Below are 14,870 nucleotides of genomic sequence, written 5' to 3'. Positions count from 1 at the left end.
TAATATTCTAATAAAATTTATCATAATAAAATCTAAATGTATGATTGTAGAAATAATATAATATTAATTTTGAGAGGTAAAATTAACTTAGTGTGATAATATAAATATTCTAACAAAGTCTATCAAAATCCCTTTGTTTATGTTATAATTAGTGTTGGGAAATAATCTATTCATTTATTCTTAATGGTAAATTGAGGAAGAGGAGGAGTAAGGTGGCAAAAATATCTAAACAAGACATTGACTATATTTTTGATAATATTGATATAGTTAGTCTAGTTAGTGAATATGTCAAATTAGAAAAAAGAGGACAAAATTATTTAGGTTTATGTCCGTTTCATAATGAGAAAACACCATCGTTTACTGTTTCTCCAGAGAAAAAAATAGCCCATTGTTTTGGATGCGGTAAAGGTGGAAATATTTTCCAATTTGTTTCGATAATTGAAAATATTACGTATAATCAGGCGATCGTAAAGCTTGGGGCAAGGTTAGGACTGAATATAGAGTCAAAAGTGAATTTAGAAGCTAATTACGATTTAAATAATGAGCTGGACATAATGTATTATGGGCACATGCTTTTAGCAGATTATTATAACTATATTTTACTAAATACAAAAGAGGCTGAAGAGGCGCTTAATTACTTATTGAATAGGGGACTTAGCATAGATGTTATTAAACACTTCAATATAGGTTATGCTCCCCGAGATAATAATATAGCTTTAAACTTTTTTAATTCTAATCAAATTAGCTTAGATTTAATGGTTGAAGCTGGGCTATTAGGAAAAAATGAAAGTGGCAATTATTACGATGTTTTTAAAGACAGAGTAATGTTTCCTATAAAAAATAATCAAAATCAAGTTGTAGCATTTTCGGGTAGAACTATGTCTACGGATAAAAGTGTTGCGAAATACTACAATACGCATGAAACGAAAATTTTTGAAAAAAGAACAGTCTTATATAACTTCTCGGATGCGAGAGCTTTTATAGCTAAAGAGAATGAAGTAATATTATGTGAAGGTTATATGGATGTTATTAAAGCTCATCAAAATGGTATAAAGAATGCTGTTGCTTTGATGGGGACAAATATAGACAATAATAAATTAAAAGAGATTTTATCACTTGTGAAGAAGGTCACATTAAGTTTAGACAATGATGACGCTGGTTCAAAAGCACAGATAGAAATTGGGAATAGGATTATCCAGACAACAGATAATGTCTATAAATTAAAATTTTCTGGAGCTAAAGATTTAGATGAGTTTTTATCAGATAAAAATTCTAAAAATAAAGATTTTGATGCTGTAAACTATATAAAAAATAATAAAGAACACTTTATTAATTATAAAATTGAATATTGTAAAAATGATTCTAAGACTAATATTGAACTAAGAATTCAGTATAAAAACGAATTACTTAAAAATATTGCTTATATGGAAGATGAATCATTAAGATACATATTGCTTACTAATTTGGCAGAGGAGTTCGGAATCGAGCGACAAGTTCTTCTTAGAGAATTAGGTCAAGTGAATGTGAAAAGAAAACAAGCGGCTGTTGAATGGGTAGCACCATCTAATCCAGCACAGTTGTTTAGAGTAACGAATTATGACAAAAAGTTGTGCAAGTTATTTAAATACTTTTTTGTTGATAGGGCATTGTTTATTGAAAAATATAATGATATAGAGAAATGTAATTTCCCACAAGAAGTATTTGTGAATCTTATGGATTTCTTGGTTATTTACTATAATAATAATCTTGAGTTTCATATTCATAAATTCATTCATAGTATTGAAGATGATGAGGTTGTCAGACTTGCAACTTATATTGATGAAACAGATTTTCTAATAGAAGAAAATCCAACTGTAGAAGTTGTAAGCGACTATATCAAGTATTTTTCAGATAATCAAATTACATTAGAAGAGATAAAAGACAGACTCAGGGTTGCGATTCAAGAAATGGATGTGGAAACTCAAAAAGAATTGCTGTCACAGTTGAAAAAGTATAAGAAATAGAAGGAGAAGAACATGGCTAAGAAAGCAAAAGATTTTGAAACAATAAAAAAAGAATTGTTAGAAAAAGGTAAAAAACAGGGTGAATTAACTCAAGAAGAGATTGTAGATGCATTGTCAAAATTAGACATTTCTTCAGAAGCGATGGATGATTTTTATGAAGAGTTAAATAGTGAAGATATTATTTTAATTAATGCAAATCATGTAGAAGAAGAGGAAGAGGAACTAGATTTAGAAGATTTATCAGTTCCAGCTGGAATCAGAACAAATGACCCTGTAAGAATGTACCTAAAAGAAATTGGTAAAGTTCCTTTATTATCAAAAGAAAAAGAATTAGAACTTTCAAAAATTATTGAAACAGGAACAGAAGCGGAAAAAGAACAAGCTAAAAAAGATTTAGCTGAAGCTAACTTACGTCTTGTAGTAAGTATTGCAAAACGTTATGTAGGACGTGGAATGTTATTCCTAGACTTAATCCAAGAAGGAAACATGGGATTAATTAAAGCTGTTGAAAAATTTGATTACTCAAAAGGATTCAAATTCTCAACATATGCAACATGGTGGATTCGTCAAGCGATTACTCGTGCTATTGCCGACCAAGCTAGAACAATTCGTATCCCTGTTCACATGGTTGAAACAATTAACCGTCTGATTCGTATTCAAAGACAATTACTTCAAGATTTAGGGCGTGAACCTAAACCAGAAGAAATCGCTAAAAAAATGAATATGACTCCAGAAAAAGTACGTGAGATACTAAAAATAGCTCAAGAACCTGTATCATTAGAAACACCGATTGGTGAAGAAGATGATTCACATTTAGGAGATTTTATCGAGGATAAAGATGCACAATCTCCAGTAGAGCATGCGGCTAACGAATTATTAAAAGAACAACTAGAAGAGATTTTAGAAACTCTTACTGATCGTGAAGAAAATGTATTAAAACTACGTTTCGGTCTAAAAGATGGTAAGACTCACACACTTGAAGAGGTTGGTAGTGCGTTTGGAGTAACACGTGAACGTATCCGTCAAATTGAAGCGAAAGCTATTAGAAAATTAAAACACCCATCTAAGCTTAACAAACTAAAAGGGTTTATGGAGTAATATTTAATTGAATTGCTTAAATTGATTAAACTTATAATAATGGCAATGGATAGTATTTAAAGAAATTATTATAGGTTGTATACTAAATCCGGGGCATGGAAAAATTCCAGCCCCGGATTTCAATTTTTATATACAAAAAGACAAATACCCAATATAATTAAAGTGTAGAAAAATAATTAACTAAGAAAGGATATTTGTCATGTCTAATTTTATCACAAATTTACTATTAATAAAAGACCAAAATATAACTATGGATGATAAACTTGATTTAATTAATGTAGACGGTCAAGATACATTCGTATTTCATGGGACTTTATCATACAATCCAAAGTGTTGTACAAACTGTGGTTGTATAAAAGAAGGAAATAATATAGTTAAAAATGGATTCACAGATCCATTAAAAGTAGCTTTATTAAAGATATCAGAATGCCCTACATATCTACGATTAAAGAAACAACGCTTTAAATGTAAAGAATGTAATTCTAAGTTTTGTGCTGAAACATTATTTGTACAAAAACACTGCAGTATATCTAAAAATCTTATATTTCACATTATGAAGAATCTTTCTAAGACAATATCATTTAAAGATATAGCTGAATTAAGTAATGTATCAGTATCTACAGTAGTAAGAGTAATGAAATCATGTAGAGAAGCCGTAGAAATTAAGACTCATTCAAACCTACCAGAACACCTATGTTTTGATGAGATAAAGTCAACTAAAGACAGTAAAAATGGAATGAGCTTCGTATTCTTAGATGCTAAAACACATGATTTTATAGATATTGTAGATGGAAGAACTCAACATATATTAAAACAGTACTTTATGAGATATCCAAGGAAAGTAAGAAAGAAAGTAAAAACAATCTGTATAGATATTTACCCTCCTTATATGAATATGATTAGAGAGATGTTTCCTAACGCTAAAATAATTATAGATAGATTCCATATGGTACAAAATATTAATAGAGAATTAAATAAAGCTAGAATAAAACTAATGAACCAATATAAGAATAAAAAAAGTTCTACTTACACTATTTTAAAGAACTTCTGGAAAGTAATATTAGAAGATAGAGATAAAGTAAATTCAACAAAAACATTCTATTCTAGAAGCTTTAAACGCTATGTAACTAGAAAAGAAGTATTAGATTATATATTAGCTATAGATGATGAATTTACACCTAGCTATGAGAGAGTGCATGAGATAAGAGAAGCTATTAAGGCTAAAGATTCTGTAGAATTAGAGAAGTATATAGATATGGATACTAGAGGATTATCTAAAGGTGTATCTAAAGCTATAAATACTATGAAAAAGCACAAAGAGTATATGCTTAATGCTGTTAAATATAAGTATTCTAATGGTCCATTAGAAGGATTTAATAATAAAATAAAACTACTAAAGAGAGTATCTTATGGATATTCTAGCTTTAGTAATTTCAGATTACGCATTTTAATTATGTCTAGATTATTTGTTTCTGAGTATAAAAATAATGTCAAACTTAAAGAAAACAAGAAAAAATCTAAGCAGCAAAATGCTGCCTAGATTTCATTTCCTATTTTTCTCCATGCCCCGAATTTGACAAAGAGCCTTATTATAACAGTAAAAAGGCAGTCTAAAGACTGTCTTTTTATTTATGAAAAATATCTATTTTAAAATATATATTTGTTGAAACTAAGATATTATTGTATATAAATTTTTTTAACATTTTTTTAATGTAATCGATATAATTTATCATTTGAAATCAACTTTACGTATTATAAAATAATAAAAGAATAAAAGTAAAATAATCATGTATAATTTTGCTGTTATAGTACATAAAATTTTAAAAATAGGAAAATATATTTATGGTGTAAAATTGGCGCTAACGCAACATTTCAGAAATAAATTGATTTTTATAAAAGCTTAGTATATAATGTAATTGTAAATACATAACGAGGATAAATTAAGGAGGAAAATGTTATGGAAAAAAAAGAAAAAATGAAACATCCCAAAGGTCTTCATTTAGTAAATTTAACAACTGTTATACAAAACTTTTATGCTTATGGTATCATCGGGTTCATGATTCTGTTCTTCACAACAGGGACTTCGGAAGGTGGATTAGGTCTTGAAAAAGGATTTGCGGTAACTTTATACGGTTACTATGCCGCTGCAGGATATATGATGGCTCTTATTGGTGGTTGGTTAGCCGATAAATATCTAGGTCTTCAAAAATCTATCATCTTAGGGACATTGTTTAGTTGTATAGGTTATATTGCATTATACTTTTCAACTAGTGAATTATGGACAGTAATTTCAAGTTTAATTCTTTTATTAGTTGCAGCGGGTATTGGTAAAGGGAATATCAGTGCTATAGTTGGTGCTCTTTATGAGCGTGACCAAGTTACAATGAAAGATGCAGCATATAGTGTCTTCTATATGGCGATTAACATTGGTAGTTTATTTGGACCAATAGTATTTGGATTAATTACAGATAGCTGGTTTGCAAATGTTGCTAATGACGGAAAAATTGTTTCTTATGGATATCGTGTTGGATTCTTAGCTGCTGCTGCTCTAGCATTCTTACAATTTGCAGTATTCGCATTCTTTGCACCTACTTGGTTAAAAGATAAAGGTAAATATCCAACAGCAAGTAAAACTGCTAAAAAATCAGTTAACCATCCATTAACAAAAATTGATATGGATAGAATGAAAGCTATGGCAGTAATGTTTGTATTCTCAACTTTATTCTGGGCAGCTTGGTTCCAAACTCAAACTTCATTTGCAATTTTAACTCAAAAAGCTGTAGATAGAAATATTTTTGGTTGGACAGTACCAACACCATGGTTAGTATCATTTAATGGTCTGTTATGTGCAGTATTAGCACCAGTATTTGGAGCATTTTGGATCAAATTGAGTAAAACTAAACGTGGAGATTTAGATACTGGTACAAAAATGGGGCTAGGAATGATTATTTCAGGATTAGCTTTCGTCGTAATGGTATTAGGTCTAAATACAATCAATGGTGATATAGAAAGTGGAATGAAAATTAACATCATGTATGTTCTTTTAACATATGTATTATTAACAGTTGGGGAACTATTCTTATCTCCAATCGGAATGGCAATGTTCAATAAACTTGCTCCAGCAAAATATGCATCATTAGCAATGGGTATCTGGTATCTAACATTCTCATTAGCAAATATTATTTCTGGATACTTAGCTAAATTAACAGTTCAATTAAACTATACTCAAGTATTTACTTATATTGGAGGAGTAGTTATTGTTCTAGGTGTAATATTAGTTCTTCTTAAAGGATACTTAAATAAATATATGCATATTGATAAATTAGAAGAAGAAGCAAAAGCTATCGCTGATGCTGAAGAAAAAGAAGCTGAAGTAGCTTAATAAGAAATTTGGAGATGGTAATAAAAACTCAAGGTTATTACGGATGTGATAGCCTTGAGTTTTGTTTTTTTAGTATTTACGTAGCGATTGAATTTATTATCTAATTAATAATGGATAAAAATATCACCGTGTTCATTAGTTGGTCTAAACAGTGTAATTATAAAAGAAAAAACAGCTATTATCGATGGGATGAATGTCCAACAAAATAATAGGCATAGTATTCCTTTAAAATTTTTACCAACATAAAAATATTGAATTCCAAAATGTCCTAAGAAAAATATAATTAGAAGATATACAACTTTATTAACATATCTTCCTGGGATGTATCCACGGTTCATATTAGGATCATAGTAATATTTAGTCATAAATTGACCTCCATTTGGATTGATTAAGCATATAATACCATAAATTATAGTAGTGTTCAATAAATAATTATCAGTACATTATTTTATAGGGTTTACTAAAATTTCTTAAAAATAAAAAAAGTACTTAACAATCTTTATTAAGATTAAATTAAGTACTTAAAAATTATTTTTTAGTTTTTAGGTTTTCTTTCCAATCTTGTAGACCGTTTTTTAGCATATATACATTTGTATATCCGTGCTTTTTAAGAGTTAGGGCAGCACGAGGAGCTAATGTTCCGTTTTTATCACAAAGATAAATAGGTTGGTCTTTTCTTAAAGATGTATAAAGGAAATTAAATTGAGAAGATGGCATGTTACGAGCACCGTTAATGTGAGCGTATTTGAAATCTTCTTTTTCTCTAACATCAATTAATTGAACTTTTCTTAGATTTTTTCTGAATTCTTCATAAGGAAGTTTTGTTACAGCACCTTTTAATCTGAAGTAATTAAAAAGTCCAACTGCACCTAAAACGACCACTATAACTATTGTTGATAGTAAGAATGATGACATAATGAACTCCTTTTTATTATAATATCTGTAAGTGAATTATATCATAATTTGAATATTTCTTCAATATTGTTTATAATTATTATGAAAGCTAAAAGTACAAAATAAATTTATTGGAGAAAAAATGATAACATCAGTTAGTAATAAGAAAATTAAAGATATACAAAAATTAAAAGAGAATAAAAATATAAAAAAATATGGAAAATATTTGATAGAAGGAAAACATTTAGTAGAAGAAGCTATGCAAGCGAATGTAGTTGAAGAAATTTTTATTTCTGAGAGCTTTGATGAGTATAAATTAATTGAAGCTTTTCAAGGAGAAATTACTAAAGTTGCCGATAGTGTAATGAGACATTTATCTGATACTATAACTACACAAGGAATTATAGCGGTATGTAATATAGAAGAAAAGAAACTAGATATTAAAAAATATAAGAAAGTTCTTATTCTAGATAGGGTTCAAGATCCTGGAAATCTAGGTACAATTATTAGAACTGCTGATGCATTTGCTTTTGATTGTATTATTTTAGGTAAGGGTACAACTAGCTTATATGGACAAAAAGTTATTAGAAGTACACAAGGTAGTAACTTCCATATAGATTGTTTTGATAATGTGGATTTAGTAGATTTACTGGAACATATGAAAGATTTTAGTATTTTCGCAACAAGTTTAAAAGCAGATAAATATATAGAACAGTTAGATAATATTGTAGGAAATGTTGCTGTTATATTCGGAAATGAGGGTTCTGGAGTAAGTGAAGAAATTTTAGATAAAGTAAATAACTTGCTTAAAATATCGATGCCAGGTAAAGCAGAAAGTTTGAATGTTTCTATTGCTGCTGGAATTGTGATGCATTATATTTCTACTAATTTAAAATAATAAATTTACTATTTTTTATAAGTGTGGTATTATTGTAATTGTGAAGATAACGAGAGAGGTGAAATCTAATGTTAAAAACTATGGCAGTAGATAAAAAAGGAAACATTCTTACTGATATTAGTTTAGAAAGACTAAAAGATCAAGATATAGCGTGGTTTTGGGTTGATTTTGATACGCCAACACGTAGTGAAATTAATCTATTAACAACATTCTTTAAGTTTCACGAACTTTTAATAGAAGACTGTTTAACACTTTTACAAAGACCAAAAATTGAAATTTCAAGACAACAAATATTCTTAGTGTCTCATGTTTTAAAAAATATAGATGATGATTATGAAACACTTAACATGTTCGTTGGGAAAAATTATATCGTAACGTTCCACCTCTCACATATACGTTATGTTAATAAAATAGTACCAAAAATTCTTCAACGTGGCGCAGAATATTCGCCATTACATGTAATGCATATGCTGGTTTCAGAAATAGTTGAAGGATATATTCCGATTATCTCGAAAATCGAGAATCGTTTGGATGAAATTGAAGAATCTGATTTTTATAAATCTGGAAGTAAGATTATGGATGAGGTTTTTGAATTAAGAGGAGACTTATTAAAACTTCGTCGTGGATTAAGACCTATGCGAGAAGTACTACATAGATTTTTAGTTTCTCGTCGTGTCGAAATGACTGATAATGACAGAAAATATTTCCACGATATATATGATGACCTTGTTCAACAAACGGAGATTATAGAAGCAAATCGTGAGTTAGCTAGTGATATCCGTGAAAACTTCATGACTTATAACTCATTGAAATCAAACAATATTATGATGACCCTAACGGTTATATCTACGATTTTCCTTCCTTTAACCTTCATAGTAGGGTTGTACGGTATGAATTTTAAAAACATGCCTGAGCTAGAATGGCAATATGGATACTTTTTAGTGGTTGCTATAATGTTTGGTATAGCATTTGGAATGCTTTGGGTATTTAAGAAAAAAGGTTGGCTTGATATGTTTAAATAACATATTATGTATAGAGGATTACTTATGAGTATTTTCAAATTATCAGTTTTGTTTTTTATGATATTATTAGCGAATTTCTCTATGTTAAGAATTGATTTTGGAAAATTTTTCAAAAAAAACAGTACTAGGGAAATTAAAGTTTTTGTAAGTCTAGTTGCTCTTGCATTAGGGTATATTGCTTATATGACTATTATTACAATTTATGAATTATCTTTAACTATAGTTAAGTAATTCAGTAGAAAGGAAATTGTATGGATAAAGAATTAGAAAAAAATAATAAAGAATCAAGATTAGAAAAATCTCGAGAAGATAAGTTGTTAGCGTTTATTGGAGGTAAATTCATAATATATATACTATTAATAGTTATTTTATTAGGAATCGCTATTTATTTATATACAGAAATTTCATATATATTTACTCCAATTAATACTATAATTTCTAGTATAATTACTCCGATAATTGTAGCATATGTGTTTTATTACATGTTAAATCCACTTGTGAATTTCTTTTCTAAGAAAATTTCAAGATTTTCTGCGAGTCTACTTGCGATTTTAGTTGGTATAATTACGATACTAATTGTTATTATTGGAGTAGTACCTATAATTGTTGAACAAACACAAAACTTGATTACCGCAATGCCTAGATATATTGAAATCGTAAAAGGATATTTAGAAGAATATTCTGATAATGCTTATGTCCAAGTAGTTGTAGAGTATGTTAATACGAACTTAAATGCTTCAAAAATTAGTGCAAGATTGATTACGATTGTAACATCGGTTGCTCAGGGGATAGTTTCATCTATTTCTTCAACTGCTTCGGTGTTGGTAACTATGCCATTTGTTCTATTTTTCTTATTAAAAGATGCATCTAAATTCAATAAGTTTGTAATAAGTCTATTACCTAAAAAATTAGAAAAACCAGTTGCAGAAACAATTGATGAAATTGATGAAAAAGTTGGATCTTATATTCAAGGACAAATGTTAGTGTCATTATGCATAGGAGTAATGTTATTTATAGGGTATAATGTAATAGGGTTACACTACGCATTTTCACTAGCTACTATTGCTGCATTTTTAAGTATAGTTCCTTATTTAGGACCTGTTATCGCTATTACACCTGCCATGTTAGTTGCGGCATCAACAAGTTGGGTTATGGTAGTTAAAATGTTGGTAGTTTGGGGAGTTGTACAGTTTTTAGAAGGAAATATAATTTCTCCTAACATAATGGGACGAAGCATGAATATGCATCCTTTAACGGTTATTTTTGTAATCTTGATAGGGGTGAATATTTCGGGTGTGGTTGGGGCCATCCTAGGAATACCTGTTTATTCAATTTTAAAAGTTTTAATTTCTAAACTTTTAATTTCTCTAAAAGATAGATACGATAAATTTTATGGATAATTGATAAAATGAGCTTTAGAGTTTATAACTCTAAGGTTCATTTTTGTTTTTGAACTTAAGAAATGGGTGTTTGGGCTGGATGTAATTTAATAAGTTAATTAATAATTATGATGGTATAAATTAATTTTAGAAATGTATTTTGAAATATTAATATAATTTTAAATATATAAAAAAAGGGTAGATATTAGTAAATCATTTTCATTATTGCTAGAAATATGCTATAATATTGTAGTTAAATATTAGTAAGTTGAGGTTTAAGAATATGAGTATGATGAAAAAATTTAATAATTTATTCGTTAATGAAGATGATTTTGAAGATGAAGTAGTAGAAAGAGAAGAAGTAAGACAAGAACAACCGAAACCAAGAGTTGTAAAAAAGGAGAATCCAGTGCAAAGTAAACAAAATTTACAAAGTCAACCATCAGGAAGAACAAATAATGTAATCTTAACAGAACCATTAGTTTTTGCTGATAGTAAAGATATAGTTGACGATATTAAACGTAATAAAGTAGTAATTATTAATCTAAGTAAATTAGATGTTGAAACTTCAGATAGATTGTTAGACTTTATTTCAGGTGGAATTTATGCTCTTGGAGCAAGATTAAAAACTATAGGTGAAGATATTTACCTATGTGTTCCTAATGGAGTTGAAGTGTCAGGAGACTTTTACGAAGGAGAGTATTAATTTTGCTAAATATAACAGAATATTTTTGGGTGTATAAATTCATAATTTATTTATTTAATTTTTATGAATACAGTATGCTAGCGTATATTTTAACATCATGGGTACCGCAAATCAAAAATAATTTTATAGTAGAATTTCTAGAATCTATTTGTGAACCGTATTTAAAACTTTTTAGAAAGTTCATACCACCTATTGGAATGTTGGATATTTCACCTGTCGTAGCGCTTATTGTATTAAGTGTAATACAAAACCTTATAATAGCATTGTTGTTTAAAACAGTATAGTATTATGAAAAAATTAAATTTTTTACAGCAAGCGTCAGTAGAACAAAAAGAAGTAGCCGAAAAACTTTTGCAGAGTATAAGTTTTGTGGAAAATAGAAATACTGTTACAAAGTTTCTAACTAATTTCGAACAGATAGTTTTAGAACAAATAGTTGCATATAATTATAGTGATTTTAAAATAGAGTTTTTTGGTGGATATAATGATGCTGAGAAAAAGAAAGCAAAGATTATTTCAAATGAATATTATGATGTAGATTATGATATTGTCTGCTTGAAAGCTAAATATAATAATAAATTTAACAAAATCGAGCATAGAAATATTTTAGGAGCAATTCACAACTTAGGTATTAATATAAATAGATTTGGGGATATTGTTGTTCTTGAGAATGAAGTTTATATTTTTGTTGATGAAGAAATTGCCGACTATATAACGATGGAATTCACGAAAGCTGGTAGAGTAAATTTAAATTTCGAGAGAGTTGAGTTAGCTGATGTTGCTATAGAAAAAAAATATGAAGATTTTGAAATAGTAAGTTCTTCATTTAGATTAGATTCAATAGCAGCAAAAATTACTAATAAGTCTCGAAGTAAGGTGAAAGAGTTCTTAGATCAAGATTTTATAAAGTTAAACCATGTAATCGTTAGAAATGGTGAAAAAAATTGTACAATTCAAGATATTATTTCTATTAGGAAGTACGGAAGATTCGTAGTCAAAGAATACAAACAAAATAAGAAGAGTTTGAAATATAGAATTACAATATCAAAATTAATTTAATCAAATGATTGTCTCAATACATAGACATAAAGTCGTATTTTGAGACAATTTTTTATTATTTTTTCAAAAATGAGCGTTTTCATTTTATTGTTGAATGTATTGTGCTATACTCAATTGTATAAAACAAAATTATACAAATAATTATGAGGTAAGTAAAATGAAAAAAATATTATTAACTATTTTTTCTTTCTTATTGGTATTTTCTTTAATTGGTTGTTCTCAAAAGAGTTCAACTAAAGAAGAAAAAGTGTTAAAACTTGGTGTAGTACCTAGCAGCAATAGTGAAAAACTGGTAGATGATTTATCACCATTTGCGAAAGCTCTAGGAGATAAACTAGGGATGAAAGTTGAGGTATTCACTGCTAGTAGTTATATTGGGGTTATAGAAGGTATAGGAAGTGGAAGTGTTGATTTTGGATTAGTACCACCATTTTCTGCGGTGCTTTCTAATAAACAAAGTAATACAAAAAACTTATTAGTAGGAAGAAGTACTAGTGGAAAACCTGGTTATTTTGCAGAAGTATTTGTTAGAAAAGATTCTAACATAAAAAGCTTAGCTGATTTGAAAGGGAAAAAAATTGCTTTTGTTGATCCTTCATCTGCATCAGGTTACATTTATGCTGGTGCAATGTTGAAAGATGCTGGAATTGATTTAGATAAAGACATACAGTATCAATTTAGTGGAGGTCATGATAAAAGCTTACAATTATTACTAAATAAAGATGTAGATGCAGTAGCTAGCTATGAAAATGTAATTAGAAAATATACAAAAGAATTTCCTACACTAAAAGAAGATGTTATACCGATTGCAAAAAGTGAGCTAATACCAGGAGTAACAGTAGTAGCATCTAATAACTTAGATGAAGAAACACAGAAAAAAATAAAACAGGCATTATTAGATATTCAAAATGATAAAGAAACAATTCAGATTTTAACAAATCTATTCAGTATTACTGGTTTTGAAGAACCAAATAATGACGCATATAAAGCAATAGTGAGAATCTCTGAAAAAATGAATATTGATTTGAATAAAGTAAAATAATACGAATAATTTCAAAAAAATATTAATTCTATAAAAAATTTATTCAAAATTGAATTTTAAAAATACTATTTTATCAAGGATAATAAGTGAGTTTTAAATATGTAATTGAAAAAATAAAAAAAGTTATACAAAAGTATTGACATTATGTTAATACTTTTGTATAATAAATATTGTTCGTTAGGAACACAAATATTTATCCACAGTAGCTCAGTTGGTAGTAGCATCTGACTGTTAATCAGAGGGTCGCAGGTTCGAGTCCTGCCTGTGGAGTTGGAGTAGTACTCAAGAGGCTGAAGAGGCGCCCCTGCTAAGGGTGTAGGTCGGGAAACCGGCGCGAGGGTTCAAATCCCTCCTGCTCCGTTTTTTTTATTGGCCCGTTGGTCAAGTGGTTAAGACACCGCCCTTTCACGGCGGTAACACGGGTTCGAATCCCGTACGGGTCACCATTTGAATTAAATACATTGAGAATAAGAGTTAGGTCCCGTGGTGTAGCGGTTATCACGCCTGCCTGTCACGCAGGAGATCGCGGGTTCGATTCCCGTCGGGACCGCCATTTTTGCCTTGATAGCTCAGTTGGTAGAGCAATGGATTGAAGCTCCATGTGTCGGCAGTTCGACTCTGTCTCAAGGCATTTTTTTATTTAAACTTAATATTTTGGCGGCTGTGGCGAAGTGGTTAACGCATCGGATTGTGGTTCCGACATTCGGGGGTTCGATTCCCCTCAGCCGCCCCATTTTTAGAAATTAGCAAAGAAGTAGTGTAGAATTACATTACTTCTTTTTTTCTATATAAAATAGAGTTTTAAAGTTTGTAAGCAAATAAATAGAAATTTTTTAAAAATAAGAGTAAAATTAAACCTATAAACTCAAGGAGATAAAATAACATGGAAAAAACATTCGAACAAGATTTAGCAAACTTTAAAGTAATTGATTCAAAAACTGCATTTGAGAAGATTGAATCAAAAGAAAAATTTGTACTATTTATTGGTAGATCATCATGCCCGTTCTGTAGAAGGTTTATGCCAAAAATTAGTGAAGTAGTTGTTTCTAATAACGTAGAAGCATTCTTCATTAACTCTGAAGATTTTTCTGATGCATCAGGAATAGATTTATTACGTGAAAAATATGCAGTTAGAACAGTACCAGGCTTATTAGTTGCTGAAGCTGGTGAAGTTAAAGTTGTATGTGATTCTAGTTTATCTGTAGAAGAAATTACATCATTTATTAAATAATAATTTAACTCGTCTATTTAAGGTAGGCGAGTTAATTATTTTATAAACTACAATAATTAATTATAATAAAAATTAATGGTAAATCTATCGTATAAATTTTAAAAGTAAATTACTGAAAAAAAACGTTTTAAATGATATAATAGTAGTTATAAAATT

Annotated in this window: 15 protein-coding genes and 6 tRNA genes; 19 read left to right on the top strand and 2 right to left on the bottom strand. The window is 28.9% G+C overall.

Annotated features, from left to right (window positions below; all coding sequences use genetic code 11):
• Positions 1-212: 212 nt before the first annotated feature.
• The 4 genes from dnaG to FOC48_RS04475 all read left to right on the top strand — a co-directional run bounded on the left by dnaG (position 213) and on the right by FOC48_RS04475 (position 6,483).
• Entirely contained in the window at positions 213-2,003 is a 1,791-nt protein-coding gene (dnaG, locus tag FOC48_RS04490) for a DNA primase (RefSeq protein WP_003145856.1), read from the top strand.
• Between the two features lie 12 nt (positions 2,004-2,015).
• Positions 2,016-3,101: an RNA polymerase sigma factor RpoD gene (rpoD, locus tag FOC48_RS04485; RefSeq protein WP_003145858.1), complete on the top strand. Its 1,086-nt coding sequence runs from the start codon at positions 2,016-2,018 to the stop codon at positions 3,099-3,101.
• A 199-nt stretch (positions 3,102-3,300) separates the two neighbouring features.
• The gene (locus tag FOC48_RS04480) at positions 3,301-4,641 is read left to right on the top strand and encodes an ISL3 family transposase (protein ID WP_003148113.1); all 1,341 of its coding nucleotides are present in this window, start codon (positions 3,301-3,303) and stop codon (positions 4,639-4,641) included.
• Between the two features lie 417 nt (positions 4,642-5,058).
• On the top strand, positions 5,059-6,483 hold the full coding sequence (locus tag FOC48_RS04475) for a peptide MFS transporter (protein WP_003145863.1): 1,425 nt from the start codon (positions 5,059-5,061) through the stop codon (positions 6,481-6,483).
• Positions 6,484-6,587: 104 nt separating this feature from the next.
• On the opposite strand, the gene FOC48_RS04470 is transcribed toward FOC48_RS04475, so the two are convergent.
• Both FOC48_RS04470 and FOC48_RS04465 read right to left on the bottom strand, forming a co-directional pair.
• Positions 6,588-6,848 (bottom strand): TM2 domain-containing protein, encoded by a 261-nt coding sequence (locus FOC48_RS04470; protein ID WP_003145864.1) that lies wholly within the window; start codon positions 6,846-6,848, stop codon positions 6,588-6,590.
• A 163-nt stretch (positions 6,849-7,011) separates the two neighbouring features.
• Entirely contained in the window at positions 7,012-7,398 is a 387-nt protein-coding gene (locus tag FOC48_RS04465) for a rhodanese-like domain-containing protein (protein ID WP_003145865.1), read from the bottom strand.
• Positions 7,399-7,519: 121 nt separating this feature from the next.
• Here FOC48_RS04465 and FOC48_RS04460 point away from each other — a divergent pair, with 121 nt between their 5' ends.
• The 15 genes from FOC48_RS04460 (at position 7,520) to FOC48_RS04390 (ending at position 14,714) form a co-directional block, all read left to right on the top strand.
• Positions 7,520-8,275, top strand: a complete 756-nt coding sequence (locus FOC48_RS04460; RefSeq protein WP_003145866.1) for a TrmH family RNA methyltransferase — start codon at positions 7,520-7,522, stop codon at positions 8,273-8,275.
• Positions 8,276-8,343: 68 nt separating this feature from the next.
• Complete coding sequence (gene corA / locus FOC48_RS04455; protein WP_003145867.1) at positions 8,344-9,297, top strand: magnesium/cobalt transporter CorA; 954 nt, start codon at positions 8,344-8,346, stop codon at positions 9,295-9,297.
• 24 nt (positions 9,298-9,321) lie between these two features.
• Positions 9,322-9,528, top strand: coding sequence for a DUF1146 family protein (locus FOC48_RS04450; protein ID WP_003145868.1), 207 nt, complete (start codon positions 9,322-9,324; stop codon positions 9,526-9,528).
• A 20-nt stretch (positions 9,529-9,548) separates the two neighbouring features.
• Positions 9,549-10,697, top strand: a complete 1,149-nt coding sequence (locus tag FOC48_RS04445; protein WP_003145869.1) for an AI-2E family transporter — start codon at positions 9,549-9,551, stop codon at positions 10,695-10,697.
• 268 nt (positions 10,698-10,965) lie between these two features.
• Positions 10,966-11,382, top strand: coding sequence for a cell division protein SepF (locus tag FOC48_RS04440; RefSeq protein ID WP_254263198.1), 417 nt, complete (start codon positions 10,966-10,968; stop codon positions 11,380-11,382).
• 2 nt (positions 11,383-11,384) lie between these two features.
• Positions 11,385-11,666 (top strand): YggT family protein, encoded by a 282-nt coding sequence (locus FOC48_RS04435; protein WP_003145871.1) that lies wholly within the window; start codon positions 11,385-11,387, stop codon positions 11,664-11,666.
• Between the two features lie 4 nt (positions 11,667-11,670).
• Positions 11,671-12,441, top strand: a complete 771-nt coding sequence (locus tag FOC48_RS04430) for a YlmH family RNA-binding protein (protein ID WP_003145872.1) — start codon at positions 11,671-11,673, stop codon at positions 12,439-12,441.
• Positions 12,442-12,598: 157 nt separating this feature from the next.
• A complete protein-coding gene (locus tag FOC48_RS04425) occupies positions 12,599-13,483 on the top strand; it encodes a phosphate/phosphite/phosphonate ABC transporter substrate-binding protein (protein WP_003145874.1) in 885 nt (294 codons plus the stop codon).
• Positions 13,484-13,679: 196 nt separating this feature from the next.
• Positions 13,680-13,753: transfer RNA gene (locus FOC48_RS04420), tRNA-Asn, on the top strand.
• Between the two features lie 2 nt (positions 13,754-13,755).
• Positions 13,756-13,843 (top strand) — tRNA-Ser (locus FOC48_RS04415).
• An 11-nt stretch (positions 13,844-13,854) separates the two neighbouring features.
• Positions 13,855-13,929 (top strand) — tRNA-Glu (locus FOC48_RS04410).
• Positions 13,930-13,960: 31 nt separating this feature from the next.
• Positions 13,961-14,036 (top strand) — tRNA-Asp (locus tag FOC48_RS04405).
• 5 nt (positions 14,037-14,041) lie between these two features.
• Positions 14,042-14,114 (top strand) — tRNA-Phe (locus tag FOC48_RS04400).
• A gap of 26 nt (positions 14,115-14,140) precedes the next feature.
• A tRNA-His gene (locus FOC48_RS04395) sits at positions 14,141-14,216 on the top strand.
• A 150-nt stretch (positions 14,217-14,366) separates the two neighbouring features.
• A complete protein-coding gene (locus FOC48_RS04390) occupies positions 14,367-14,714 on the top strand; it encodes a DUF6568 family protein (RefSeq protein WP_003145875.1) in 348 nt (115 codons plus the stop codon).
• Positions 14,715-14,870: the final 156 nt, after the last annotated feature.

Origin of the sequence: Gemella haemolysans, from assembly GCF_012273215.1 — a bacterium.
GTDB lineage: Bacteria > Bacillota > Bacilli > Staphylococcales > Gemellaceae > Gemella > Gemella haemolysans_A.
Note: the sequence above shows the minus strand (reverse complement) of the source record. Positions and strands in the feature narration are given on the sequence as shown.

What these genes read in the sequence shown, in the direction of transcription:
- rpoD (WP_003145858.1), top strand. Translation starts at nt 2,016, where the DNA reads ATGGCTAAGAAAGCAAAAGATTTTGAAACAATAAAAAAAGAATTGTTA.
- FOC48_RS04480 (WP_003148113.1), top strand. Translation starts at nt 3,301, where the DNA reads ATGTCTAATTTTATCACAAATTTACTATTAATAAAAGACCAAAATATA.
- FOC48_RS04475 (WP_003145863.1), top strand. Translation starts at nt 5,059, where the DNA reads ATGGAAAAAAAAGAAAAAATGAAACATCCCAAAGGTCTTCATTTAGTA.
- FOC48_RS04470 (WP_003145864.1), bottom strand. Translation starts at nt 6,848, where the DNA reads ATGACTAAATATTACTATGATCCTAATATGAACCGTGGATACATCCCA.
- FOC48_RS04465 (WP_003145865.1), bottom strand. Translation starts at nt 7,398, where the DNA reads ATGTCATCATTCTTACTATCAACAATAGTTATAGTGGTCGTTTTAGGT.
- FOC48_RS04460 (WP_003145866.1), top strand. Translation starts at nt 7,520, where the DNA reads ATGATAACATCAGTTAGTAATAAGAAAATTAAAGATATACAAAAATTA.
- corA (WP_003145867.1), top strand. Translation starts at nt 8,344, where the DNA reads ATGTTAAAAACTATGGCAGTAGATAAAAAAGGAAACATTCTTACTGAT.
- FOC48_RS04450 (WP_003145868.1), top strand. Translation starts at nt 9,322, where the DNA reads ATGAGTATTTTCAAATTATCAGTTTTGTTTTTTATGATATTATTAGCG.
- FOC48_RS04445 (WP_003145869.1), top strand. Translation starts at nt 9,549, where the DNA reads ATGGATAAAGAATTAGAAAAAAATAATAAAGAATCAAGATTAGAAAAA.
- FOC48_RS04440 (WP_254263198.1), top strand. Translation starts at nt 10,966, where the DNA reads ATGATGAAAAAATTTAATAATTTATTCGTTAATGAAGATGATTTTGAA.
- FOC48_RS04430 (WP_003145872.1), top strand. Translation starts at nt 11,671, where the DNA reads ATGAAAAAATTAAATTTTTTACAGCAAGCGTCAGTAGAACAAAAAGAA.
- FOC48_RS04425 (WP_003145874.1), top strand. Translation starts at nt 12,599, where the DNA reads ATGAAAAAAATATTATTAACTATTTTTTCTTTCTTATTGGTATTTTCT.
- FOC48_RS04390 (WP_003145875.1), top strand. Translation starts at nt 14,367, where the DNA reads ATGGAAAAAACATTCGAACAAGATTTAGCAAACTTTAAAGTAATTGAT.